Genomic DNA, 22,466 nt, shown 5'->3' on the forward strand with positions numbered 1-22,466 from the left:
GAAATAGGCGGCATGGCGGGTTAGGTTTTACGGGGTTTGGGGTTTATTTCGCGCCGCGTGTTTGGCTGTGGATTTGGCTGAAGATTTCGTCATTCAAATTCGCTGACGTTTCAAACAGGCTGAAAGGGTGAAGCTCTGCCAGCGTCTCTACCTCGTTCTTGGCGGCTTTGATGAGTTTTCGGACGGTTAAAGAGAAGGTTTGTTGGTCGATAGCCATATCGGTCAGGATTTCGGCTGCGTCTAGGATGGCGGCAAGGTTTTCGGCGGCGCGGCCTGCGTAAAAGCAAGCGTCTGCTGCGTCGTTTGCCAGCTTGTGAGGAATGGTTACCGTTTGGGCTTGGTTTTGAATGTTTTGGATTTGGGTAGAAATGGAAGATTGCATTTGAAATGCTCCTATACGTTCGAGATTTGAGAAATGCCCAAATAGGGGGCGGTGCTCTCTCCTGCGTATAGTCAGGCGTGGGCGTTGCCGTTACCACACACCGCCATAAACTTTGATACGCCGTCCAAAGCCTGTGAATAGGCTTCAAACGCCATAAGAGAAAATGGCGATAAAAAATCAGCGTTTACCCTGCTGATTTGGGCTATACGATTTGAGAGAGAAACTTAATTCTGCTTCCCAAAGCTCAATCTGTCAATTAATTTCTTACGGGGTTAGACGGCGTTATGACTTACTCCTTTTCGACACCAGCAAAGAAAACCGCCCGCATTTCACGGTCTCCCCGAATTGATTTTGCACTTCTTCCATCACGGTTATGATTTCATGCCCCGCTCTGCGAAGCTCCATAATGCGCGTGTTATAGCTAAGTATGCCCATCTGTGCCAGTTCCCATGATGTAACGCTCCCTTTTCTCAATCGGGCTAAAATGCGCTCTCTTTGGCTTGGCGTTTTGGGCTTGCTGTTGATATAATCAGTTTTCATCAGATTTTTTACTCCGTGCCGTCTGAATAGCCCTCTATTCAGGCGGTTTTATTTTGTCTAAAGGGATAGATTCCCGCTGATTCTTCGCGCGCGCGTATTGCTCAGAAAACTCCTATTCTTCGCGCTTGGCGGCCAGTTTGTTGAGATACTCTTCAATCTCACTGGAAAGCCAGCCGGTAATATTTTCAGAAAGTTTGAGGGGCTTAGGAAAATCAGGGCGGTAATGACGGCTCTTAGGGTTTACCCAATTCCAGATAGTCGCCCGTGAAACGCCCATAACGCGGGCGGTATCGTTTACTCTTAATACAGTATTATTCATTGCTTGCCTTTCTTGGTCGGTGTTATATGACAGACAAAATAATAGCCGCCTCTGTGGGCGGCTTTTCCTAAATATGATTTTTTAGAACCTAATTAGGCTACTGTGAAAGACGGTCAATACCTTGCTTGATGTATTTTGCTAACGTATCCCTAGTAGGGGTCTTGCCTAGTTTATCAGCCTGTCTTTCCCATTCTTGGATAATAGTCTCTGCGGCTTCATATGGTTTACTACAATCAGTTTTTGTATAGATGGCAGAAAGTGCCGCAATAATTTCAGCTTGCTTATTTTCAGTGCGCTTACTGATAGGTTTTTTTATTTTCATTCTCTCGCTCAATGCTTCTTTTAGTTCTATTAAGTCATCCTGAAAGATACACAAATCATTTTTACCCACCTTAATGGCATTATCGGGTATATCTAAATCTTCCCGCTTTATACGCATATCTTCTGATAGTGCTAATCCATCCAATAAATTATATGGAATATAACAAAACCCCCAACGTTTAGATTCAGTCTGTTCAGCGGATGGAGTAGCAATAGTTTTCTCCAATACCTCATCAGTGCCTATAAATGCTAATTTATCAACAATATTTACTGTTAAAAACTCTTTTTTCCCCTCTAAGTATCTAGCATTAATTTCTTCTAAACGGATAAAGTCGCCCTTGTATAGCAGCATTTCAGGAATTTCAGCATACTCACCTTTTTCATCTTTATCATATAACCAATCATAATATGGTCTCCTCGTAAAATAATATTCCTGTCCAATGCAATTTATATATACCTCAGTCAAACCAATGGCTGCATAATGTATCAAGTCATCTGCTGTATATGGGTCGTTAAAATCTTTACTTAGCTTCTCTGCTGCCGCTTCAAGTGAGTAATACATTCTCCAAGCCATGTTAAATATCCTTTGCAAGCTCAAAAGGGTTTATAAGTTTCACGCCGTTATGCTCAAATCTACCGGCTGCCGTTTCGCGTTGCTTCGTGCCGGTCTCAAGCTCTATGTTTCCTACGGCCAGGCGGTCAAACGAAAGCAAAACATCTAATACACTGTATTTCATAGGGTTAACTTCTTTCTGTATAAAATGGTAACCAGTGGTAACCAGTTGGTAACCAGTAAATTTACGTTAACTGGTTACCGCTTTTTCTTTGTATTTATATTTATATTCATATAGTTATATTTGTTAAATTTTGTGGTAACCAGTGTAACCAGTATATTTACTCTCGCACATAGGGATTTTTTAATCCGTCTTGCTCTCTTGAATCATCTGTAATGCCTGGTTGTATCGCTCCCGTAAATAGTCGCTATACCATTGCATAAACTCTGCGCGCTCATTCAGATAATCGGCGCGGTTATAGGCGGCGCGGATTTTGTTGTTCTCAACGTGGGCAAGTTGTCGTTCTATCGCGTCAGGGTTGAAACCTTGTTCATTCAAAACGCTGCTTGCAAGCGAGCGGAAACCATGCGGGGTAGCTATCCCGTAATAACCCATGCCGTTGATGATTTTTCCCGCTGTATTTTCGCTGATGTAACCAGTTTTGGATTTAGGGCTTGGAAATAGAAAGGGTGTTTCGCCGGTTATGGCGTGTAGTTCGTTTAATAGCTCAATCGCCCAATCAGACAAGGGGATTGTGTGCTCTCGTGGCCGTTTCATACGATCAGCGGGAATCGTCCATGTTTTGCGCTTAAAGTCGATTTCCTGCCATTGGCCGCCGCGTATCTCTTTGTTTCGGGCAAAGCAAAGCATGATCAACATTACGCAAATTCTGTTTTGTTGCTCACAATCTGCCAGTATCAAGCGGCGGTAAAACTCGGTCAGCTCTTCACGGGGCAGGGCGGGCATTCTTTTGCTTTCTGTTGGCTCTATATAGCCTTTCAGTAACGCGGCAGGGTTTCGGTCGGTCAATTCTTCATAACCGGCATAGGTAAACACCGCACCTATCCATTGCCTGATTTTTTCAGCGGTTTCCGACACGCCCCGCTCTGTTACTTTATCCAATACGGCCTTTATCTCTTTTTTCCCGATTTTGTTTATAGGCGTTTCCCCAATAATAGGGAAAACATCTGTTTCAAAGTACCGCAAAACACGGGCGGCATGATTAGGCTTCCAGCTTTTGCGCTTGGTAGTTTTCTCATGCCATGCCTTAGTAACGTTGGCAAAGGTATTCAGTAAGGCCGTTTTGCGCTCCTGTTTGGCCTGTTGCTTCATTGCTGATGGGTCTTGCTCTTGTGCAATCATGCGGCGGGCGTTTTCAGCGGCTTGGCGGGCTTCTACCAGTGAAACGGTCGGATATTTTCCGATGGTAAGAGTTTTCTCTTTGCCATCTATACGGTATTTCAGACGGAATACTTTCCCGCCCGCTGGTGTAACTTCAAGATATAAGCCGCCCCCGTCAAATAACTTGGTTTTCTTTCCAGTATCGGACGGCTTGGCGGCTTTGATTTGGCGGTCGTTCAGGGGCATTGGGGGTATGTTTTTAGGGGGTGTTGTCAGATGCCCCGAATCATACCCCCATATTTTGCTTTATTCAATTATATGGCATTGGGGGTATTTAGACACTTGGCAAGGGGGTTATTAGTCTGAAAGCCTTGCCAGTATTGAATCTTGATTACTGCGTTAGATTTGATTAGACAAAAAAATAACCCCTGAAAGGGGTTGAGTGGTGCGGACGGAGAGACTCGAACTCTCACACCTTGCGGCGCCAGAACCTAAATCTGGTGCGTCTACCAATTTCGCCACGTCCGCACTAATTTGAACCGTGGATTATACACAAGATTAATGGGGGCGCAAAGTCTTGTTTGCTTGAATTTTTCGGTTTATCCCTTATATAATGGTTTATTCCGGCCGTCTGAAAGCAGGGTTTGTTTTCAGACGGCCTCAACTTTACTATTGGTGAGGAAGGGCAGATGCCTGCTTTATTGATTAAAGATTTTTTGCAGACGCAAGGTTTGAAGTTGCCGGCGGATGAGATACATGTTGCTTATTTGACTGCCCAGACTGTGATTAAAATGGGCAATGCTTCGGTTGAGCGTTCGATTTTGTGGCCGTCTGAAGACGGTTGGCAGTTGGCGGATTATGTTGATGCCGAACATGAATTGTTGCTGAAACAGATTTTTATGGCTTTGGATTCAGTTGCCGAGCGCACTGAGCATTTGAAAAGCGCAGCGGTTTATACAGCATTTCCGAAAGATGGCGCGTTGTCGCTGGTTCGACTGAGCCGTTGGGGCATGCCATTGGAAAATGTGATTCCAATCGACGAGCAGACCGGACAGGCTTTTTTGGTTGTGCGTACGGCGCAAAGCGGTTGGATGAATGTTTGTCAGAATGTGGCGTATTGGCAGGAAATTGGTGAATTGTCGACCGAACGCAATCATCCCGGTTTGAGTCAGATTTCTGTTCCTGTCTGTATGCCCAGTGGTGCGGTCTTGGGTGTGGTACATGCTGAGTTTGATGTCAAAGACGGCGCACCTGACGAAGTATTGGTGGCTTGGATTGCCCTTGCCTTGGCCCTGTCGGATTCTTTGAAAAATCTGTTGGGCGTGGCTGAAAACGAGGAAGCGGAAAATGAGTGAGGCCTTGAAGTTTGTTGCGTCATGCCGTTTGCCTACGGAATGGGGCGAATTTACCATGCACGGCTTTGAAGAAGAGGGCGGTCAGGAACATGTCGCATTGACGATGGGCGATGTTTCAGACGGCCTGCCTGTGTTGTCGCGTATCCATTCAGAGTGTTTGACCGGTGATGCTTTATTTTCGGTGAAATGTGATTGCGGCCCTCAGTTGCAAGCGGCGATGCAGGCTGTTCAGAAAGAAGGGCGTGGCGTTATCGTATATTTGCGCCAAGAAGGCAGGGGCATTGGTTTGATAAACAAAATCCGTGCATATCGTCTGCAAGATCAAGGTTTGGATACGGTTGAGGCTAATGTAGCGCTTGGCCTTCCTGTTGATGCTCGCGACTTCACTTTGGCCAAGCAGATTTATGATTATCTGCATATTCGTGAAGTTAGGTTGTTGACCAATAATCCTGAAAAAATCCAAACGTTGAAAGATTCCGGCATTAATGTGGTCGAACGGATTGCATTACATGTCGGCGAAAATGTGGAAAATGAACGTTATCTGCATACTAAAGCGGATAAATTGGGACATTTGATTTTTGATTGATGGATAGGCATAACGGTGTTTTTTGTGGTTAAATAAAATATTCTATATTCTTTCAATGGGATATATTTTTATTTAAATAAAAACCTTGCGTGTAGCCTGATTTTTTGATTTAATGTCGGCTTATCGGGTGATTAGCTCAGTTGGTAGAGCGTCTGCCTTACAAGCAGAATGTCGGCGGTTCGACTCCGTCATCACCCACCAAGTTTCCTTTCATTGTCTTTGACAGTGAATGCGCGGTGGTAGCTCAGTTGGTTAGAGTACCGGCCTGTCACGCCGGGGGTCGCGGGTTCGAGCCCCGTCCGCCGCGCCATTATTTAAAAAGCACTGATTATATCGGTGCTTTTTTATTTGTCTTAAAGATACAATTAAGCTGCAAAAATAGAAACAGGTAAGTAACGGGGTATTGAAATACTGTTTAACCTTAAATTCTGATGATTTTAAAAAAGGCCGTCTGAAACTTTTAAAGTTCCAGACGGCCTTTAGCCTATTAAAACAATGGATTAAATATCCAATTCCGCCATATCGCCTTCGCGTTCCATCCATGCGCGGCGGGCGGCGGCTTCGCCTTTGCCCATTAGTTTGACGAAGATGTCGCGTGTTTCGTCATCCGCGCCTTCGGGGATTTGCACCTGCAACAGGCGGCGGGTGTCGGGGTGCATGGTGGTGTCTTTGAGCTGGTCGGGGTTCATCTCGCCCAAGCCTTTGAAACGGCTGATGGAATAGGCGGTTTCTTTGACGCCTTCTTTTTGCAGCCGCTCTAAAATGCTGTCAAGTTCGTTTTGGTCGAGGGCATAGAATTTGCGGGCGGGTTTGCTTTTGCCTTGTGCGTTGACATCGACGCGGAACAGCGGCGGCTGGGCGACGTAGATGTGTCCATCGGCGACCAGTTTCGGGAAGTGGCGGTAGAACAGGGTCAGCAGCAAAACTTGAATATGCGAGCCGTCCACGTCGGCATCGGACAGGATGGCGATTTTGCCGTAGCGCAGGCCGCTTAAGTCGGGATTGTCGTTGATGCCGTGCGGATCGACGCCGATGGCGACGGAAATGTCGTGGATTTCGGCGTTGCCGAAGAGTTGGTCGGGGTGGACTTCAAAGCTGTTAAGGACTTTACCGCGCAGGGGCAGGATGGCTTGGGTGGCTTTGTCGCGGGCGAGTTTGGCGGAGCCGCCGGCGGAATCGCCTTCGACGAGGAAGAGTTCGTTTTCGCGGATGTCTTCGCTTTCGCAGTCGGTCAGTTTGCCGGGCAGGACGGCGACGCCGCTGCCTTTTTTCTTTTCGATTTTTTTAACTGAACGCATCCGCGCCTGTGCCTGACGGATGGCGAGTTCGGCGATTTTTTTGCCGAAGTCCACGTTTTGGTTCAGCCACAATTCCAAAGGATCACCCGATACGGCGGCGACGAGTTTCAGCGCGTCGCGGTTGGTCAGTTTGTCTTTGGTCTGACCTTGGAATTGCGGGTCGAGGACACGGGCGGAGAGGACGAAGGCGGTTTTGCTGAACACGTCGTCGCTTTGTACTTTCACACCGCGCGGTAGGAGGTTGTGCAGGTTGATGAAATTGTTGACGGCGTTGAACACGGCTTGTTTCAAGCCTGCTTCGTGCGTGCCGCCCAGCGGGGTGGGGATGAGGTTGACGTAGCTTTCGTTGGCGCACGAGCCTTCTTCCAGCCAGGTCAGGGCAAACGCGGCGCCTTCGCCGATGCTGAAATCGCCGTTGTGGTCGTCTGAAATGTAGTTTTCGCAAGAGAACAGCGGTACGGCTTCTTGCACGTCGGCAATCAGGTCGGTCAGATAGCTTTTCAGACCGTCGGGGTAGTGCCAGGTTTGTGTGTGCGCTTCGTCTTCGCCCTTGACCGGGCGGGTCAGGGAAACGCGCACACCCGGCAGCAGCACGGCTTTGGCGCGCAGCAGGCGTTCGAGTTCGGGGATGCTGTAATTCGGGCTTTCAAAATATTTGCCGTCCGGCCAGACGCGCACTTCGGTGCCGCTGTCTTTGACGGCGCATTTGCCCACTTCCGCCAACGGTTCGACCACGTCGCCACCGGCAAACACGATGCGGTGGATTTTGCCTTCGCGTTTGACGGTTACCTCAAGGCGGGTGGAGAGTGCGTTGGTCACGGATACGCCCACACCGTGCAGGCCGCCTGAAAAGGCATACGCGCTGCCGCCGTCTTTTTTGTTGAACTTGCCGCCCGCGTGCAGACGGGTAAACACGAGTTCGACCACGGGCACGCCTTCGACAGGGTGCAGCCCGACGGGAATGCCGCGTCCGTTGTCGCACACGGAAAGCGAACCGTCGTCGTGGATGCGCACGTCGATTTCAGTGGCGAAACCGCCCAACGCCTCGTCCGCCGCGTTGTCGATGACTTCTTGGCAGATGTGGGTCGGGCTGTCGGTGCGTGTGTACATGCCGGGACGTTCTTTGACCGGCTCCAAGCCTTTGAGGACGGTGATGCTGGATTCGCTGTATTGATTGTTTTTAGCCATAGGAATAATGTAAAGGCCGTCTGAAAGGATGAAAAACAACGCTTTCAGACGGTCTGAAAGCGTTTGGGTTATAGGTTTTCTATTGGATTGCGACGGATAAAGTCTTCATAGCTTTCTATGCCGCGCAAGAAACGGGAGAGTTCGGTCAATGCGTCCAAATACACGCCGCGCTTGAAGTCGATGACTTCGTCAACCGGCGCCCAGTATTGGTGCCAGCGCCAGCCGTCAAATTCAGGATGATGGCAGGCGCGGAGGTTGACGTCGCTATCGCGGCCGACCAAGCGCAAAAGATACCAAATCTGTTTTTGTCCGCGATACGAACCGCGCCATTCACGGCGCACCCAATGGCTGGGTACGTCATAACGCAACCAGTCGCGCGTACGGCCAACGATTTTGATGTGTTGCGGTAACAGGCCGACTTCTTCGTACAATTCGCGGTACATGGCGGTCTCAGGACTTTCGCCCGGCTTGATGCCGCCTTGCGGAAACTGCCATGAGTGTTCGCGTACGCGTTTGCCCCAAAAGACTTCGTTACGTTCGTTAATCAGGATAATACCGACATTGGGGCGATAGCCTTCTCTGTCTAACACGGTGTCGCCCTTCATTAAATTCAATCGTGCAATTTTCCCACAAATTGGGCGGTTTTGACAAATCTTGAGGCCGTCTGAATAAGCCCACAGTTTTTTCCAGACGGCATGAAACCGTTTCTGAAAAAATGTTGTTTATGAATAAAACCATAGCTTCAGGCCGTCTGAAAAATGAAATTTTTTTCCGCTTTAAGGTATTGCATTCAAAAGCTTTTTGCCGTTTAATGCAAACCTTGCTGAATTAAGGGCAAAGGACACATGCTGGCCGCCCCCACAGTTTCCCTTTTGTAAGTGGCATCCGCCACCGCTGCAATATTTTTACCCCCCGAACAAAAGGTCTGAAACCATGAAAAAATCTTTGATGGCGGCGGCAATCGTGAGCCTCGTCTTGACTGCGTGTAGCGGTGGAAAAGAAACCGCCGCAGAATCTTCCGCATCTCAAACTCAAACTCCTTCCTCTCAAACGGATAAACTCAATATCTACAACTGGTCGGATTATGTCGATCCGGCCACGCTGTCTGAGTTTGAAAAAAATACGAATATCAATGTCCGCTACGATTACTACGATAGCAACGAAGCGCTGGAAGCCAAGCTGCTGACCGGCAAGTCGGGTTATGACCTGGTTGCACCTTCTATTGCCAATGTCGGCCGCCAGATTAAAGCCGGCGCGTATCAAAAAATCGACAAATCGCAAATTCCCGATTACGCCAATATCGATCCCGATTTGTTGAAAATGATGGAAACCGTCGATCCGGGCAACGAATATGCCGTCCCTTATTTCTGGGGTATCAATACGCTGGCGATTAACAAGCAGCAGGTTCAAAAGGCTTTGGGTACGGACAAGCTGCCTGAAAACGAATGGGATTTGGTGTTCAATCCTGAATACACCCAAAAATTGAAAACCTGCGGCATCAGCTATTTTGACAGTGCCATCGAGCAGATTCCTTTGGCTTTGCATTATTTGGGCAAAGACCCGAACAGCGAAAACCCTGACGACATCAAAGCAGCTGTCGATATGATGAAAAAAGTGCGCCCCGACATCAAACGCTTTACCTCGTCCGGCTATATCGACGATATGGCTGCCGGTAATCTTTGCGTATCGGTAGGCTACGGCGGCGACCTCAATATTGCCAAAACCCGTGCCAAAGAAGCCGGAAACGGCGTCGAAGTCGAAGTGTTGGCGCCGAAAAGCGGCGTCGGTATTTGGGTGGATTCGCTGATGATTCCGCGTGATGCGCAAAATGTGGCCAATGCCCACAAATACATCAATCACACGCTCAATCCGGAAACAGCGGCCAAAAACGGCAACTATGTGACTTATGCTCCGGCCAGCCGTCCGGCGCGTGATTTGATGGATGAAAAATACACCTCTGACGAATCGATTTTCCCAAGTAAAGAATTGATGGAAAAAAGCTTCATCGTTTCGCCTAAGTCAACCGATGCGAGCAAACTCAGCGTTCGCCTGTGGCAGGCTTTGAAAGCAGGGCGATAATTAAAATTGAAATTTGAATACTCAGGCCGTCTGAAACAGTTTTTCAGACGGCCTGAGTGTTATAATTGTCAACACTTTTCAAATATCCTATAAGGAGAAACAGCGTTATGAACAATTCAGTCATCACCGTCATCGGTAAAGACCGTGTGGGCATTGTGTACGACGTTTCCAAAATTTTAGCGGAAAACCAAATCAATATTCTCAACATCAGCCAACAGCTGATGGACGATTTTTTTACCATGATTATTTTGGTGGACACTTCAAAATGCACCAAATCGCGTCAAGAAATTTTGGATTTGTTTGTGGAAGAGAGCAAAAAACTTGCGCTTGATATCCGTATGCAAAACGAAGAAATTTTCCAAGCCATGCACCGTATTTAAGTCGGAGGGAGAGCCATGAGTATTCAATCCGGCGAGATTTTAGAAACCGTCAAAATGGTGGCCGACCAGAATTTTGACGTGCGCACCATTACCATCGGTATTGATCTGCACGACTGTATCAGCAGCGATATCAATGTGTTGAACCAAAACATTTACAATAAAATTACCACAGTCGGTAAGGATTTGGTGGCAACGGCAAAATATCTGTCTGCCAAGTACGGCGTACCGATTGTGAATCAGCGCATTTCCGTTACGCCGATTGCCCAAATCGCCGCGGCCACCCATGCCGATTCCTATGTCAGCGTGGCGCAAACCTTGGATAAAGCTGCCAAAGCCATCGGCGTGTCCTTTATCGGCGGCTTTTCCGCGTTAGTGCAAAAAGGCATGTCGCCTTCGGACGAAGTGCTGATTCGTTCCATTCCTGAAGCCATGAAAACCACTGATATCGTGTGCAGCTCCATCAATATTGGCAGCACGCGTGCCGGTATCAATATGGATGCGGTCAAACTAGCAGGCGAAACCATCAAACGCACGGCTGAAATCACGCCTGAAGGTTTCGGCTGCGCCAAAATCGTCGTGTTCTGTAATGCAGTGGAAGACAACCCGTTTATGGCGGGCGCGTTTCATGGTTCGGGCGAAGCGGATGCCGTTATCAATGTCGGCGTTTCCGGCCCGGGTGTCGTAAAAGCTGCGTTGGAAAATTCAGATGCAACGACATTGACCGAAGTTGCGGAAGTAGTGAAGAAAACGGCTTTCAAAATTACCCGTGTGGGCGAACTCATCGGCCGCGAAGCTTCAAAAATGCTGAATATCCCGTTTGGTATTCTTGATTTGTCATTGGCACCAACTCCTGCCGTCGGCGATTCGGTGGCACGCATTCTTGAAGAAATGGGCTTGAGCGTCTGCGGTACGCACGGCACGACAGCGGCTTTGGCATTGCTGAACGATGCCGTGAAAAAAGGCGGCATGATGGCTTCCAGCGCGGTCGGCGGTTTGAGCGGCGCATTTATCCCTGTTTCCGAAGACGAGGGCATGATTGCGGCTGCTGAAGCCGGTGTACTGACACTGGACAAGCTCGAAGCCATGACAGCCGTCTGCTCCGTTGGTTTGGACATGATTGCCGTCCCCGGCGATACGCCTGCTCATACCATTTCCGGCATCATCGCCGACGAAGCCGCCATCGGCATGATCAACAGCAAAACCACCGCCGTGCGTATTATTCCGGTAACCGGCAAAACCGTTGGCAACAGCGTTGAGTTTGGCGGCCTGTTGGGCCACGCGCCTGTAATGCCGGTCAAAGAAGGCTCATGCGAAGTGTTCGTCAACCGAGGCGGTAGAATCCCGGCTCCGGTTCAATCGATGAAAAACTGATTGGATTGATAAATAAAAGGCCGTCTGAAATTGATTTTCAGACGGCCTTTAATGCTGTTTTTTATCGGCGATGTTGCGGTTGAAAATGTGGTAGTTTTCTTTGGCAAAGCCGATGTTGTAGGGCGCGCTGATGCTGCGGATTAAAACCAAATCGCGGTTGCGCACCAATACGGTGGGATCGATAACGACATCATATTGCCCTGCAATCGAGCGGCCGGTTTCCCGATACGAGCGGCTGCTTTTGGCTTGGACAATATGCACCGCGTCGATATGCGGATTGGCGTCAAACAGGCTGCGGTTGGCCTCGGTGCAGACCACGCCGATGCGGATGTGCGGCGCGGATTTTTTGATTTCGCGAAAGGCAAACGAGCTGACGATGTAGTCGCCGATTTTGCCGTCTTGGCGCAAAAACAGAATGCCGCCGATATTCTCCGGCGCAAGCGGCTTTTCAGACGGCACCGGCGCACGGTCTAGCCACGCCTTGCCCGCACGGATGCGCAGCGTTTGCAGGCGTTTTTTGATGGCTTTGAACAGGGTTTTAGCGGTCATTTTTGGGGTCTTTTGGGTGCGGACGGCCTATTCGTTCCCTCTCCTACTTGCGGGGGAGGGCTAGGGTGGGGGCGTTTGCGGCTTCGGGAACATTACGAGGCGGCGGCAAAGCGTTTCTGTGAAACGCCACCCCCTCCCCAACCCTCCCCCGCGCGAGCGCAGGAGAGGGAGTTGGAAACCGGTCGTTTTCAGTTTTTCAGACGGCCTTTTACCGAATCGTTTTGCTGTAAATATATTGCAGCCCCTTTGTGCCCATAAAGGTTCGCCCCGTATCGGCAAATCCGCAGCTTTGGTACAGGCCGATGGCGGCGCGGTTGGCGTGGTGTACGCCGAACACGATTTCGTCGCAGTCGGGCAATATGCTGCGGATGAGCGGCGCCAATTTATCGTCAGCCAGCGCCGCGCGGGCGCAGCCTTGACCCTGATATGCGGGGTTGACCGACATCGAGCGCAGCAATACGGCGCGGGGGTTGGCGCTGTAAGTAAGGCGGTCGCTGCCTTTATCAAGGATGAAAAATCCGATGGGGCGGTTTTGGCACAAAATGGTTACGGCCAAACAGTCGGGCGCGGCGAACCGGCCGTTTTGCAGCCGCTCTTGGGGCGAAACCGAGTATTGTGCTTGCTCTCCGTGCAGACGGTAGTCCAAATCGGCGGCGTGTGCGGGGTCGTACAGCACAAGGGTAACGGTTTGGGGCATGGCGTGTTTTCCTGTTTGGCGGGCACTTGGCTTGTTTTCAGGCTGCTTTGAGGCCGTCTGAAAGCAAGGTGTCGGATACAAGTATCCGACTTGCGGCTATTGCAATAAAGGCAGTATGTTTGCAGGCTGATTATTTGAACATATTTTTAATAATGCCCATTACGCTGCGGGAAATGGCGTTGGTTACTTGGCGGTTGATTTGGCTGCCGATGGCGTCGGCAACGTTGTAGCCCAAACCTTGGCCGGATTTTTTACGTCCGCCGCTCAAGCCGCCGATCAGTCCGCCGAGGATGCCGGGATCGGCATTGGCAGCTTCTTTTTCTGCGGCTTTTTGCGCTTTTTCCTGTTCTTTGGCGGCATTTGCGGCTTCTTTTTCAGCGGCAGCCTGGCTGTCTGCTTCGGCCAATGCTTCAAAAGCGGAGTAGTTGTCCACCATGTCTTTATAGGTTGGATACAAATCGTCGTTTTGGAACAAACGGTTGCGCTCTTCTGCGGCAAGCGGGGTCAGGGAGGATTGCGGCGGCAGGATGAGGGCGCGTTCTACCGGCTCGGGCATACCTTTTTCATCAAGGAAGGAAACGAGGGCTTCGCCGACGCCGAGTTCGGCAATCGCTTCGGCAACTTTGATGTTTGGGTTGCTGCGGAAGGTTTCGGCAGCGGCTTTGACTGCTTTTTGGTCGCGCGGTGTGAAGGCGCGCAGGGCGTGTTGTACACGATTACCCAGTTGGCCGAGAATGGTATCGGGCAAGTCGAGCGGGTTTTGGGTGACGAAATATACGCCTACGCCTTTGGAACGGATCAGGCGCACGACTTGTTCGATTTGTTCGACCAGCGCATTGGCGGCATTGTCGAACATCAAATGCGCTTCGTCGAAGAACATCACGAATTTAGGTTTGTCCAAATCGCCGACTTCGGGCAGGGCTTCAAACAATTCTGCCAGCATCCACAGCAAAAACGCGCTGTACATACGCGGCGAGCGCATCAGTTTTTCGGAGTTAAGGATGTTGATGATGCCTTTGCCGTTGTCGGTTTGCATCCAGTCTTGCAGGTTGAGGGAAGGTTCGCCGAAGAATTTTTCTGCGCCTTCGTTTTCCAAAGTCAGCAGTTGGCGTTGAATCGCGCCGATACTGGCGGCAGAAACGTTGCCGTATTGTGTGCGGTATTCCGAAGCGTGGTCGGAAACGTGTTTCAACATGCTGCGCAGGTCTTTCAAATCCAGAATGTGCCAGCCTCTGTCATCGGCAACTTTGAACACGAGGTTGAGCAGGCCTTCTTGCGTGTCGTTCAGATTCATTAGGCGGGCCAAAAGCATAGGGCCCATTTCTGAAACGGTGACGCGTACGGGAATACCGGTTTCACCGTAAACATCCCAAAAGCGCACGGGGAAATTTTGCAGCCATTGTTCGCCCAAACCAAACTCGGCAATGCGCTCGCCCACTTTTCCGCTGTTGGCACCGGCTTGCGCGATGCCCGACAAATCGCCTTTGACATCGACCAAGAATACAGGGACGCCTTCGCTGCTGAAGGCTTCCGCCATGCGGCGCAGGGTAACGGTTTTCCCCGTACCGGTCGCACCGGCGATCAAGCCGTGGCGGTTGGCCATTTTACCTTGGATTTCGAGCGTTTTCCCGTCGGCACGCGCAATTTGAAATGTAGTCATGATTATTCCTTAGGATCCGTGATGTGAAACAATTTGTTGTCTTAAAAAACAAGCATTTTAACGTTTGCGGCGAGGGGGTTCAACCAAGCAAAGTTTCAGACGGCCTTAAGTTTTGCAAAGGTTTTTTTGCAGTGATTGGACAAGGTTGAAATCTGCTATAATTCCATCCAATCCGCAACCGTCTGACAAGGCGGTTGTTTTCTTTGTTTTTTGAATATTTTTTACGAAAGCGAAAGTCGGAATGACTGCACAACAAGCCCCTTTGGGCGAAAAAACCATGGCCGTGCTGATGGCGATGTTGGTCGCGCTGATGCCGTTTTCTGTCGATGCCTATCTGCCTGCGATTCCCGAAATGGCGAAGTCGCTGGGTTCGGACATCCACCGTATTGAGCAAAGCCTGAGCTTTTTTATGTTTGGCGTGGCGTTTGGTCAGGTAGTCGGCGGTTCGATTTCGGATATTAAAGGCCGCAAACCTGTCGCCTTGGTGGGCTTGAGCATTTACTTTGCCGCCGTTATCGGTTTGACGATGGTGAATAATGTCGAGCAGCTGTTGAACTTGCGTGCTTTGCAGGCGTTTGGTGCGGGGATGACCGTGGTGATTTCCGGCGCGATGGTGCGCGATTATTATTCCGGACGCAAAGCCGCGCAGATGTTTGCCTTAATCGGCATCATTCTGATGATTGTGCCGCTGATGGCGCCGATGATTGGTGCCGGCTTGCAGAATTTGGGCGGTTGGCGCATGATTTTCGGCTTTCTGGCCTGCTATTCGCTGCTGCTTTGGGGGTTGATGTGGTATTTCCTGCCCAAGCCGCACCAAAAAGGCAAAATCAGCATGGACGTGTTCGGCGTGGTGGCAGACAGGTTTAAACGCGTTTTGAAAACGCGAGCTGCGATGGGCTATTTGTTTTTCCAAGCTTTCAGTTTTGGTTCGATGTTTGCCTTTTTGACCGAATCATCGTTTGTGTACCAACATCTGTATCATGTTTCACCAAACCAATACGCTTGGATATTTGCGCTCAATATCATTACCATGATGTCGTTTAACCGCGTTACCGCATGGCGTTTGAAAACCGGTACGCATCCGCAAAACATCCTCAAATGGGGCATTATCGTCCAATTCGCCGCCAATCTGTTGATGACGGTTTTGGTGTTGTCACTGTCTCTGCCGCCTTTGTGGGCTTTAGTGCCATGTGTGATGTTTTCAGTCGGTACGCAAGGTTTGGTCGGTGCGAACACTCAGGCCTGCTTTATGAGCTATTTCAGCGCAGAGGGTGGCAGCGCAAATGCCGTTTTAGGCGTGTTCCAATCTCTCATCGGCGCATCGGTCGGCATGGCAACGACTTGGCTGCATAATGGTTCCGCCTTGGTAATGGCCGGTATGATGTTGAGCTCGACCGTATGCGGTATCGTACTGTTGTGGATTTGCTCGCATCAGGCTTGGGTAGAAAACGATAAAAAAGAATATGTTTAACCTTCAGGCCGTCTGAAAACGGTTTCAGACGGCCTCAACTCTATATTGAAGAAATTAACCATGAGTACCAGCAAACAACGCCCCATCGGCGTATTCGATTCCGGCGTCGGCGGCTTGACCAACGTCCGCGCCCTGATGGAACGCCTGCCAATGGAAAACATCATCTATTTCGGCGATACCGCACGCGTTCCCTACGGCACCAAATCCCGTGCCACCATTGAAACCTTCGCCATGCAGATTGTCGATTTCCTGCTGGAAAACGATGTCAAAGCACTCGTCATCGCGTGCAATACCATCGCCGCGGTTGCCGGACAAAAAATCCGCCAAAAAGCAGGCAATATGCCCGTATTGGACGTCATCTCCGCCGGTGCGGAAGCCGCTTTGCAAACCACCAAAAACAACCGAATCGGCATTATCGCAACCAACACTACCGTCAACAGCAATGCCTACGCACGCGCCATCCATTCAAAAAACAACGACACGCTGGTGCGCACACAAGCCGCGCCCCTGCTTGTGCCATTGGTTGAAGAGGGCTGGCTCGATCACGAAGTCACCCGCCTGACCGTACGCGAATACCTGAAGCCGCTCTTGGCCGACGACATCGATACGCTGGTGTTGGGTTGTACCCACTTCCCACTGCTCAAACCGCTTATCGGCCGTGAAGCACAAAACGTCACCTTGGTCGATTCCGCCATCACCACCGCCGAAGCCACCGCCAAAGCCTTAGCGCAAGCAGGTTTGCTGAATACAGAAAACGACAATCCGGATTACCGCTTCTACGTCAGCGATATCCCACTGCGCTTCCGCACCATCGGCGAACGCTTCTTGGGTAGAAGTATGGAACAGATTGAGATGGTAACGTTGGGTTGACTGGAAATATTAAAGGCCGTCTGAAAGGTAAGAACAAGGTTAAAGTCGGCGAAATTCACAATGAAGAAGACGCGATTAAAGAAATCGCTAAACTGGAAAAAGCCATGCAGCAGGCTGCTAGAGATTTACAGTTTGAAGAAGCGGCTGTGTTGCGGGATAAGATTCGGGGGATTAAGGAGAATTTGTTGTTTGGGAGTGAGTAATAAAAGCACTTGAAAGTTTAGTTGATGACCACAATGTTCTTAAAAGATGTGGAGAAACATCGTAACTTGATCAATTACATTCTGAGGACTGAAAATGACATATTCTTTTCGTGTAGAAAACATAAATGATATATCTGATATTCCTGAAAATCATTTGGAAATAGTTAGGGCGACTCTGCCTAGTAATAGAAGTAATGCCTTATCTCGTGAGCCAGATGGGGCACAAGCTGTTTTTGTTTATGAAATTGATGGTGAATTTAGAGCTAAGTTATTTGACCGCATAAAAAATACAGACAGTTATTTACAAGCAACAGAGGATAATTACTCTAATGACCCTCGCAGTATAGAAGTAGTATACGTTTTGGAGCAGCAGCAAGGGTAGCCTGAGGGACGCACAAACTCTCAAGCCGACGTGCAGTATGTGTGATACGCACACACACGTTTTTTACTGTTCAAACGATTGTTTCAAATTTTCAAATGACCTTAAAGTCGTCTGAAGACCTCTGAACGTAAAGCAAGCCGTAGCCTACATCCCACCAACCGCGTGTGTGGCTACGCCACACACTACCTGCGGATGGCACAAACTTTAAAACCGAGGTGTAGGGTGTGTGCGGTACGCACGCGTTCTTTTCCGTTCAAACCATTATTTCAAACTTTCAGACGACCTTAAACGTCGTTTAAAAACCTCTTAACGTAAAGCAAGCCGTAGCCTACATCCCCACCAAACGCGTGAGTGGCTGAGCCACACACACTACCTGCGGATGGCACAAACTTTAAAACCGAGGTGTAGGGTGTGTGCGGTACGCACGCACGCACGCGTTCTTTGTCGTTCAAACCATTGTTTCCAATCTTCAGAAGACCTCAAACGTCGTCTGGAAACTTTTAGAATAAAGGCCGTCTGGAATCCAGTTTTCAGACGGCCTTTTTACTTCCTTAGTATTTTACCTGCCCGACTGCGCCCACACGTTTTGCAGGTAGGCGTAGGTCAGCTCGGCGGTGCCGGAGACCAGTGCGATGTCGCTGCCCAAGTCTTCGGCTTTGCCCACGCCGATGGGCAAGGCGCCGGCGGCTTTGATGGCGGCTACTCCTGCTGCGGCGTCTTCGATGCCGATGCAGCGGTGGATGTCCGCGCCCACGCCCTCGGCGGCGGCGAGGAAGATGTCGGGGGCGGGTTTGGAATGCGCGACGGCGGCAGGGTCAGCAATGGCGTCGAAGAAGTGGGTCAGCCCCATGCGTTCGAGTAGGAACGGGCCGTTTTTACTGGCGGACGCAAGGGCGATTTTTTTGCCGTTTGCTTTTAATGCTTCCAGCAGCGGCAAAATGCCGGGGTACACGTCTTCGGGTTTGACTGCCTGAATCATCTCGACGTAGTTGTCGTTTTTGCGGCGGGTCAGTTCGGCGAACTCGGCTTTGCTGACGGTTTTGCCGCCGTGCGCGAGGATGCGTTTGAGCGAATCGTCGCGCGACACGCCTTTGAGCTGCTCGTTAAACTTGCGGTCGATGCTGATGCCCAGTTCTTCGGCGAGCTTTTTCCATGCGCGGTAGTGGTATTCGGCGGTGTCGGTGATGACGCCGTCGAGGTCAAAGAGCACTGCGGTAAAAGTCATTTTGCGCCCTCCTTATTTTTCCAACGCAACGGTATGGTTGCCGTTGAGCGTGATGTCTTTGCCGTACACCTGCAAATCGAGCGGTTCGCCTTTGAGCAGGGTGAAGACGACGTTTTCTTTGCCGACGGCGACTTTAATCAGACGGCCTCGGTAGTTGATATGGAAGACGTAGCCTGTCCATGCGCTCGGCAGGAACGGTGCAAAGCTGAGTTTGCCGCCCCAGGTTTTCATTTGGGCGAAACCTTGGACGATGGCGAGCCACGAGCCGGTCATGGAGGTGATGTGCAGACCGTCTTCGGTGTCGTTGTTGTAGTTGTCCAAGTCCAGGCGGGCGGTGCGCTGGTACATTTCCACGGCTTTTTCTTCTTTGCCCAGTTCGGCGGCGAGGATGGCGTGGATACAAGGCGACAGCGAGCTTTCGTGCACGGTCATCGGTTCGTAGAAGTCGAAGTTGCGGCGTTTTTCGTCGATATTGAAACGGTCGCCGAAGAAGTAGATGCCTTGCAAGACGTCCGCCTGTTTGATGAAGGGCGAACGCAGGATTTTGTCCCACGACCATTTTTGGTTGAGCGGCAAATCGTCGGGCGAAAGTGCGGACACGGGGCGGATGTCTTTGTCGAGGAAGCCGTCGTGCTGCACGAATACGCCGAGTTCTTCGTCATGCGGACGGTACATATTCGCGCTGATGTCCGCCCATTTTTCCAACTCGGCGGCACTCACGTTCAAATCCGGGCGCGGGTATTTCGCCAAGGCTTCGCGGGTGTAGTCCAATACCCATGCGGCGAGGGTGTTGGTGTACCAGTTGTTGTTGATGTTGTTTTCGTATTCGTTCGGGCCGGTTACGCCGTGAATCATGTATTTGCCGTTGCGTTTGGAGAAGTGGACGCGGTCCGCCCAGAAGCGGGACACTTCGACCAAGACTTCCAAGCCTTCTTTGGCAAGATAGCTTTCATCGCCGGTGTAGTTGGTGTAGTTGTAGATGGCGTAAGGAATCGCGCCGTTGCGGTGGATTTCCTCAAAGGTGATTTCCCATTCGTTGTGGCACTCGATGCCTGTAAACGTTACCATCGGATAAAGTGCGCCCGCCAAGCCCTGTTCGCGCGCGTTGTGCTGCGCCTGCGGCAGTTGGTTGCGGCGGTATTGCAGCAGGTTGCGGGTAACTTCGGGTTCCGCCAGTGCAAGGTAGAGCGGCACGGCGTAGGCTTCGGTGTCCCAATAGGTCGCGCCGCCGTATTTTTCGCCGGTAAAGCCTTTGGGGCCGATGTTCAGGCGCGCGTCTTCGCCGTAGTAGGTGGAGAACAGTTGGAACAGGTTGAAGCGGATGCCCTGCTGCGCTTCATCGCTGCCTTCGATGACCACGTCGGCGATTTCCCAACGGTGCAGCCAGCCTGCTTTGTGCGCGTTCAGCAAGGTTTCAAACGCAACGCCTGCGATTTTTTCCGACAAGGCGCGACCTGCGGCTTTCACTGCTTCCAAGCCTTGATAATCGCGGCTGGTGGTAACAATCACGCGTTTTTCAAAGGTTTCGGGCGTGCTGCCGACTTCGGCTTCAAAAGAATTAGAAACTTGCCAGTCGGTTTGGCTGCCGCCGAGGGCTTTGAAGCTGCCGGCGAAGGTTTGCTCAGCGTTGACGATGAATTGTTCCACGCCGAAGGGATTGGCGACGGTTTGGGTGGCAATGTAGGAGCGGTCGTCTGAAACGCCTTTGTCCAATACCTGCCAGAATTTTTCTTCGTAGTTGGAGTCTTCGTTTTTCACATCGGCGTCGATGATGGAATCGATGCGGACTTGGTGGGTTTTGCCGTCAACGGATACGGCTTCCCAGCGGATGAGAGCCAGCTCTTTTTGCGCGACGGACAGGAATTTGCACACATCGAAACGCACACCGAATACGGTGAACGAGCGGCGCAACACGCCGTGCTGCATATCGAGTTCGACGGAGAAGTCGGCAACGTCGTTTTTCGCCAAGTCCACTTCCTGCCCGTCGACAAAGATTTTGACTTTGCTGAAATTGAGCGCGTTGATGGCTTTGCCGAAATATTTTGGATAGCCGTTTTTCCACCAGCCGACACGGGTTTTGTCGGGGAACCACACGCCGGCGATGTAGGTGCCCAAGTGGCTGTCGGCGGAGTAGGTTTCTTCAAAGTTGCCGCGCATGCCCATATAGCCGTTGCCCAAACTGGTCAGGCTCTCTTGCAGCCGTTTGTGTTCTTTTTCCAGTTTTGCCGAACGCAGCGTCCAAGGGCTGATTTCCATGATTCTTGTATACATTTATGAAGCTCCTGTTATTAAAATTGTAAGTTCGGCAAAGGTTTCAGACGGCCTTTGCCGATGGTATTGATGGATTATTCGCCGTGGGTCTCTTTAATCAGACATACTGAGAAGGCTCCCAGCAGCAATACCGCGCCTGCAACCAAGAACATGGTTGCCTGATGGCTGCCCAGCATAGGGAAGAGGATAAAGCTCAGCAGAGAGGCGACGATTTGAGGCATACAGATAGAGCCGTTGAACAGACCCAAATAAGTACCCATGTGTTTGCCGGAGAGGGCATTGGTTACAATCGTCAAAGGATAGGTAATAATACCGGCCCACGCAATACCGATTAAGGTATAAGACAAAACCAGCGCGTATTGATTGCTGATGAAGAAAACGGAGAAGAAACCGAGTGCACCCAAAGCCAAGCAACCGAAATAACCGGCTTTATGGTATTTATTCGGTACTTTTGCCAGAATAAACGAACATATGACGGCAGCAATGGATTGTACTGCCGCCAAAACGCCGTACCAGTTGCCTGCTTCTTGGTAGCCTACGGAAGAGGCATCGGTTGTCTGCCAAACGTTTTCTGCAATCGCGCCTGCCGAGTAAGTCCACATATATTGGAAGGCGAACCAACAGAAGAATTGCACCAAAGTGACCGTCCAAAACGCTTTAGGTGCGGTTTTTAAGAGTTCGAACCAGTTGGCTTTTTCCTGATTTGCTGCTACGTCGATGCCGTGGTAGCGGGCGTAGGTTTCCGGATCATACTCTTTGACTTTGAAGATGGTGAACGCACTGGTAATAATCAGTAAGGCTGCGCCCACATAGAATGCTACGACCACGGTCTGTGGCACGACGCCTTTTTCGGCTGTGTTCGCCAAACCGATATACGCAAACACAAACGGCAGAATCGCCGCCACAACCGCGCCCGTATTCGCTAAGAAACTTTGAATCCCGTAGGCGTAGCTTTTCTGCTCCTCGTTGACCATGTCGCCGACCATCATTTTAAACGGCTGCATTGCCATATTGGAGGATACGTCCAACAGCGCAATCATCAGCGCGCCAAACGACAAAGCTGCCAAAGAAGCGTAGCCAAAACCGAAGCTGCCCGAGTTCGGCATCAGAATCATGACAATAACCGCAATCAGCGTGCCATAGAGCAGATAGGGCAGACGACGGCCGCCCAGGCGCGGCATCCAAGTGCGGTCTGAGTAGTAGCCCACAATCGGCTGAACCAACATACCGGCCAATGGGGGCAGAATGAAAAACCAGCCCAAATTATGCGGGTCAGCGCCTAGCGTTTGAAAAATTCGGCTCATTTGTGAGCTTTGCAGGGTAAAGGCCGTCTGAACGCCGAGATAACCGAAGCTCAGCATCCAAATCGTACTTTTTGCCAGTGACGGCAAACCTTGTTTTGCTGTTTTTTGCGTATTTTCCGA

General features: G+C 50.4%; 22 protein-coding genes, 3 tRNA genes and 1 pseudogene. 11 read left to right on the forward strand and 15 right to left on the reverse strand.

The features are described 5' to 3' along the window. Positions 1 to 43 precede the first annotated feature (43 nt). The 7 genes from ACTHSP_RS01120 to ACTHSP_RS01150 all read right to left on the reverse strand — a co-directional run bounded on the left by ACTHSP_RS01120 (position 44) and on the right by ACTHSP_RS01150 (position 3,985). Entirely contained in the window at positions 44 to 382 is a 339-nt protein-coding gene (locus ACTHSP_RS01120) for a hypothetical protein (protein WP_049329079.1), read from the reverse strand. Positions 383 to 664: 282 nt separating this feature from the next. Next, a complete protein-coding gene (locus tag ACTHSP_RS01125; protein ID WP_049329078.1) occupies positions 665 to 922 on the reverse strand; it encodes a helix-turn-helix domain-containing protein in 258 nt (85 codons plus the stop codon). A gap of 112 nt (positions 923 to 1,034) precedes the next feature. Further along, positions 1,035 to 1,241, reverse strand: coding sequence for a helix-turn-helix transcriptional regulator (locus tag ACTHSP_RS01130; RefSeq protein WP_049329077.1), 207 nt, complete (start codon positions 1,239 to 1,241; stop codon positions 1,035 to 1,037). A gap of 97 nt (positions 1,242 to 1,338) precedes the next feature. Then, positions 1,339 to 2,136, reverse strand: coding sequence for a hypothetical protein (locus tag ACTHSP_RS01135; RefSeq protein WP_049329076.1), 798 nt, complete (start codon positions 2,134 to 2,136; stop codon positions 1,339 to 1,341). Position 2,137: 1 nt separating this feature from the next. Further along, entirely contained in the window at positions 2,138 to 2,299 is a 162-nt protein-coding gene (locus tag ACTHSP_RS01140) for a hypothetical protein (protein ID WP_193699283.1), read from the reverse strand. A gap of 180 nt (positions 2,300 to 2,479) precedes the next feature. Continuing rightward, positions 2,480 to 3,703, reverse strand: coding sequence for a tyrosine-type recombinase/integrase (locus ACTHSP_RS01145; RefSeq protein ID WP_049329075.1), 1,224 nt, complete (start codon positions 3,701 to 3,703; stop codon positions 2,480 to 2,482). Positions 3,704 to 3,900: 197 nt separating this feature from the next. Then, positions 3,901 to 3,985, reverse strand: a tRNA-Leu gene (locus ACTHSP_RS01150). A 161-nt stretch (positions 3,986 to 4,146) separates the two neighbouring features. Between ACTHSP_RS01150 and ACTHSP_RS01155 the strand changes: the two genes are divergently transcribed. From ACTHSP_RS01155 to ACTHSP_RS01170, 4 genes are all read left to right on the forward strand, one after another. After that, a complete protein-coding gene (locus ACTHSP_RS01155) occupies positions 4,147 to 4,812 on the forward strand; it encodes a hypothetical protein (protein WP_049329074.1) in 666 nt (221 codons plus the stop codon). Continuing rightward, a complete protein-coding gene (gene ribA, locus ACTHSP_RS01160) occupies positions 4,805 to 5,398 on the forward strand; it encodes a GTP cyclohydrolase II (RefSeq protein WP_049351962.1) in 594 nt (197 codons plus the stop codon). The genes ACTHSP_RS01155 and ribA overlap by 8 nt, the downstream gene beginning before the upstream one ends. A gap of 125 nt (positions 5,399 to 5,523) precedes the next feature. Beyond that, a tRNA-Val gene (locus tag ACTHSP_RS01165) sits at positions 5,524 to 5,599 on the forward strand. A 32-nt stretch (positions 5,600 to 5,631) separates the two neighbouring features. Next, positions 5,632 to 5,708 (forward strand) — tRNA-Asp (locus ACTHSP_RS01170). A gap of 190 nt (positions 5,709 to 5,898) precedes the next feature. Here ACTHSP_RS01170 and parE read toward each other — a convergent pair. After that, the gene (gene parE / locus ACTHSP_RS01175; protein ID WP_049350900.1) at positions 5,899 to 7,884 is read right to left on the reverse strand and encodes a DNA topoisomerase IV subunit B; all 1,986 of its coding nucleotides are present in this window, start codon (positions 7,882 to 7,884) and stop codon (positions 5,899 to 5,901) included. Between the two features lie 68 nt (positions 7,885 to 7,952). Then, positions 7,953 to 8,489: an RNA pyrophosphohydrolase gene (locus ACTHSP_RS01180; RefSeq protein ID WP_004520487.1), complete on the reverse strand. Its 537-nt coding sequence runs from the start codon at positions 8,487 to 8,489 to the stop codon at positions 7,953 to 7,955. Between the two features lie 328 nt (positions 8,490 to 8,817). Here ACTHSP_RS01180 and ACTHSP_RS01185 point away from each other — a divergent pair, with 328 nt between their 5' ends. The 3 genes from ACTHSP_RS01185 (at position 8,818) to ACTHSP_RS01195 (ending at position 11,714) form a co-directional block, all read left to right on the forward strand. After that, entirely contained in the window at positions 8,818 to 9,963 is a 1,146-nt protein-coding gene (locus ACTHSP_RS01185) for a polyamine ABC transporter substrate-binding protein (protein WP_440345477.1), read from the forward strand. A 107-nt stretch (positions 9,964 to 10,070) separates the two neighbouring features. After that, positions 10,071 to 10,343: an ACT domain-containing protein gene (locus ACTHSP_RS01190; protein ID WP_440345478.1), complete on the forward strand. Its 273-nt coding sequence runs from the start codon at positions 10,071 to 10,073 to the stop codon at positions 10,341 to 10,343. A gap of 15 nt (positions 10,344 to 10,358) precedes the next feature. Further along, positions 10,359 to 11,714, forward strand: a complete 1,356-nt coding sequence (locus tag ACTHSP_RS01195; RefSeq protein ID WP_049350902.1) for a PFL family protein — start codon at positions 10,359 to 10,361, stop codon at positions 11,712 to 11,714. A gap of 48 nt (positions 11,715 to 11,762) precedes the next feature. Here the strand turns inward: ACTHSP_RS01195 and ACTHSP_RS01200 are convergent, their stop codons facing one another. From ACTHSP_RS01200 to ACTHSP_RS01210, 3 genes are all read right to left on the reverse strand, one after another. Further along, the gene (locus tag ACTHSP_RS01200; RefSeq protein ID WP_191620539.1) at positions 11,763 to 12,263 is read right to left on the reverse strand and encodes a glycosyltransferase family 9 protein; all 501 of its coding nucleotides are present in this window, start codon (positions 12,261 to 12,263) and stop codon (positions 11,763 to 11,765) included. Positions 12,264 to 12,471: 208 nt separating this feature from the next. Continuing rightward, on the reverse strand, positions 12,472 to 12,960 hold the full coding sequence (locus ACTHSP_RS01205; protein WP_036472879.1) for a GNAT family N-acetyltransferase: 489 nt from the start codon (positions 12,958 to 12,960) through the stop codon (positions 12,472 to 12,474). A 130-nt stretch (positions 12,961 to 13,090) separates the two neighbouring features. Next, complete coding sequence (locus ACTHSP_RS01210) at positions 13,091 to 14,620, reverse strand: helicase HerA-like domain-containing protein (protein ID WP_049350586.1); 1,530 nt, start codon at positions 14,618 to 14,620, stop codon at positions 13,091 to 13,093. A gap of 241 nt (positions 14,621 to 14,861) precedes the next feature. Here ACTHSP_RS01210 and ACTHSP_RS01215 point away from each other — a divergent pair, with 241 nt between their 5' ends. From ACTHSP_RS01215 to ACTHSP_RS01230, 4 genes and pseudogenes are all read left to right on the forward strand, one after another. Beyond that, complete coding sequence (locus tag ACTHSP_RS01215) at positions 14,862 to 16,091, forward strand: multidrug effflux MFS transporter (protein ID WP_440345479.1); 1,230 nt, start codon at positions 14,862 to 14,864, stop codon at positions 16,089 to 16,091. Between the two features lie 60 nt (positions 16,092 to 16,151). Further along, on the forward strand, positions 16,152 to 16,961 hold the full coding sequence (murI, locus tag ACTHSP_RS01220; protein WP_049331752.1) for a glutamate racemase: 810 nt from the start codon (positions 16,152 to 16,154) through the stop codon (positions 16,959 to 16,961). 11 nt (positions 16,962 to 16,972) lie between these two features. Further along, positions 16,973 to 17,164, forward strand: a pseudogene (locus ACTHSP_RS01225) (UvrB/UvrC motif-containing protein); the annotation flags it as partial. Positions 17,165 to 17,258: 94 nt separating this feature from the next. After that, positions 17,259 to 17,546 carry a hypothetical protein gene (locus tag ACTHSP_RS01230; RefSeq protein WP_440345480.1) on the forward strand — a complete coding sequence of 96 codons (288 nt, stop codon included), beginning with the start codon at positions 17,259 to 17,261 and terminating at the stop codon, positions 17,544 to 17,546. A 559-nt stretch (positions 17,547 to 18,105) separates the two neighbouring features. Here ACTHSP_RS01230 and pgmB read toward each other — a convergent pair. The 3 genes from pgmB to ACTHSP_RS01245 form a co-directional block, all read right to left on the reverse strand. Beyond that, entirely contained in the window at positions 18,106 to 18,771 is a 666-nt protein-coding gene (gene pgmB / locus ACTHSP_RS01235) for a beta-phosphoglucomutase (protein ID WP_440345481.1), read from the reverse strand. A 12-nt stretch (positions 18,772 to 18,783) separates the two neighbouring features. Next, the gene (locus ACTHSP_RS01240; RefSeq protein WP_440345482.1) at positions 18,784 to 21,042 is read right to left on the reverse strand and encodes a glycoside hydrolase family 65 protein; all 2,259 of its coding nucleotides are present in this window, start codon (positions 21,040 to 21,042) and stop codon (positions 18,784 to 18,786) included. Positions 21,043 to 21,116: 74 nt separating this feature from the next. Further along, a partial coding sequence (locus ACTHSP_RS01245; RefSeq protein WP_440345483.1) for an SLC45 family MFS transporter occupies positions 21,117 to 22,466 on the reverse strand: 1,350 nt, incomplete at its 5' end.

It is taken from the genome of Neisseria sp. P0001.S005, assembly GCF_051963715.1.